1 tRNA gene and 2 rRNA genes (1 of these 3 cut by a window edge) are annotated in these 2,798 nt (G+C 47.7%); all 3 read right to left on the reverse strand.

Annotated elements, in window-relative coordinates:
* Positions 1–628 (reverse strand): 23S ribosomal RNA (locus IEU65_RS10200); it reaches 2,287 nt to the left of the window's first position.
* Between the two features lie 188 nt (positions 629–816).
* Positions 817–889, reverse strand: a tRNA-Ala gene (locus tag IEU65_RS10205).
* Positions 890–1,002: 113 nt separating this feature from the next.
* A 16S ribosomal RNA gene (locus IEU65_RS10210) occupies positions 1,003–2,553 on the reverse strand.
* Together the 16S and 23S rRNA genes with 1 tRNA gene alongside form the textbook arrangement of a ribosomal RNA operon.
* Between the last annotated feature and the right edge of the window lie 245 nt (positions 2,554–2,798).

Consider the following 2,798-nt stretch of genomic DNA (forward strand, 5'->3'; position numbering starts at 1 on the left):
TAACTCGCCGGTTCATTCTACAAAAGGCACGCCATCACCCATTAACGGGCTCTGACTTCTTGTAGGCGTCGTGGTTTCAGGAACTATTTCACTCCCCTTCCGGGGTGCTTTTCACCTTTCCCTCACGGTACTGGTTCACTATCGGTCACTAGGGAGTATTTAGCCTTACGGGATGGTCCCCGCGGATTCCGACCGGATTTCTCGTGTCCGGCCGTACTCAGGATCCTGAAAAGAGTCTGCTTTATTTCGCTTACGGGGCTATCACCCTATCTTGCCAAGCTTCCCAACTTGTTCTGCTATAAAACACTTTTGTAACTCTTATTTATCAGTCCTACAACCCCAACATGCAAGCACGTTGGTTTGGGCTCTTCCCCGTTCGCTCGCCGCTACTGAGGGAATCGATTTTTCTTTCTGCTCCTGCTGCTAATGAGATGTTTCAGTTCACAGCGTATTCCGTCAAATATCCTATGTATTCAGATACAGACAACTCTTACGAGTTAGGTTTCCCCATTCGGAAATCTCTGGGTCATAGCGTACTTACCGCTCACCAAAGCTTATCGTAGTTAGTCACGTCCTTCATCGGCTCCTAGTGCCAAGGCATCCACCACGCGCCCTTATTAACTTAACCTAACAGTCGAAACTGTTGTTTAAGTTTATGAGTTGGTCATTTTTCAGACCTGCGATTAAACCGTTCTTTATTAAAGAACTTTTTTGTGTTGTTTCTCGGTTCATTTATTACAATCTTACGATTGTTTTTAAAAGAATTTGTTACTATTCAGTTTTCAATGTGCAACCTGCTAGCCTTGCGACTAGCTATGGAGAATAGCGGGATCGAACCGCTGACCCCCTGCTTGCAAAGCAGGTGCTCTCCCAGCTGAGCTAATTCCCCATAGGATCACTTCTGAACATGATACCTATTTCAGTATCACACTCAAAACTAAACAAAACTTTGAACTTCACGAACTGACATCTAAGTCACTGTCGCTTTCCGATTATCCTTAGAAAGGAGGTGATCCAGCCGCAGGTTCTCCTACGGCTACCTTGTTACGACTTCACCCCAGTCATCTGTCCTGCCTTAGACGGCTCCTTCCTAAAAGGTTAGGCCACCGGCTTTGGGCATTACAAACTCCCATGGTGTGACGGGCGGTGTGTACAAGACCCGGGAACGTATTCACCGCGGCGTGCTGATCCGCGATTACTAGCGATTCCGACTTCATGTAGTCGAGTTGCAGACTACAATCCGAACTGAGACGTACTTTAAGAGATTAGCTCACCCTCGCGGGTTGGCAACTCGTTGTATACGCCATTGTAGCACGTGTGTAGCCCAGGTCATAAGGGGCATGATGATCTGACGTCGTCCCCGCCTTCCTCCGGTTTGTCACCGGCAGTCTCGCTAGAGTGCCCATCTGAATGCTGGCAACTAACAATAAGGGTTGCGCTCGTTGCGGGACTTAACCCAACATCTCACGACACGAGCTGACGACGACCATGCACCACCTGTCACTTTGTCTCCGAAGAGAACACTTCTATCTCTAAAAGCTTCAAAGGATGTCAAGACCTGGTAAGGTTCTTCGCGTTGCTTCGAATTAAACCACATGCTCCACCGCTTGTGCGGGTCCCCGTCAATTCCTTTGAGTTTCAACCTTGCGGTCGTACTCCCCAGGCGGAACACTTAATGCGTTAGCTTCGGCACTAAGAGGCGGAAACCTCCTAACACCTAGTGTTCATCGTTTACGGTGTGGACTACCAGGGTATCTAATCCTGTTTGCTACCCACACTTTCGAGCCTCAACGTCAGTTACAGTCCAGTAAGCCGCCTTCGCCACTGGTGTTCTTCCATATATCTACGCATTCCACCGCTACACATGGAGTTCCACTTACCTCTACTGCACTCAAGTTAACCAGTTTCCAATGCCATTCCGGAGTTGAGCTCCGGGCTTTCACATCAGACTTAATTAACCGTCTGCGCTCGCTTTACGCCCAATAAATCCGGATAACGCTCGGGACATACGTATTACCGCGGCTGCTGGCACGTATTTAGCCGTCCCTTTCTGGTATGGTACCGTCAAACTAAAATCATTCCCTATTCTAGCTGTTCTTCCCATACAACAGTGCTTTACGACCCGAAAGCCTTCATCACACACGCGGCGTTGCTCCATCAGGCTTTCGCCCATTGTGGAAGATTCCCTACTGCAGCCTCCCGTAGGAGTTTGGGCCGTGTCTCAGTCCCAATGTGGCCGATCAGTCTCTCAACTCGGCTATGCATCATTGTCTTGGTAGGCCTTTACCCCACCAACTAACTAATGCACCGCGGATCCATCTCTAGGTGACGCCAAAGCGCCTTTTAACTTTGTGTCATGCGACACTGAGTTTTATTCGGTATTAGCATCTGTTTCCAAATGTTATCCCCAGCCTTGAGGCAGGTTGTCCACGTGTTACTCACCCGTTCGCCACTCACTTGAAAGGTGCAAGCACCTTTCGCTGTGCGTTCGACTTGCATGTATTAGGCACGCCGCCAGCGTTCATCCTGAGCCAGGATCAAACTCTCAATTTGAAAATTTGAAGATTGCTCTTCGATTAAACTGACGATTATTTCGCTATATTCTCTATAACGCTAATCCGTTTATTGTTTGTTACGAATTGACTTCGCAAATTTGTTTTTGTTACCTAAGTAACAGCCACAGATTCGTTTGTTCAAAGTTTTGTTCAGTTTTCAATGTGCTACTTATTGCCCCTTGAGACAACTATATTATCTTATCACCTTTCGCTCGCCTTGTCAACTACTTCTTTCGTTGACTT

This window comes from Leuconostoc pseudomesenteroides KCTC 3652, from assembly GCF_014634745.1.
GTDB lineage: Bacteria > Bacillota > Bacilli > Lactobacillales > Lactobacillaceae > Leuconostoc > Leuconostoc pseudomesenteroides.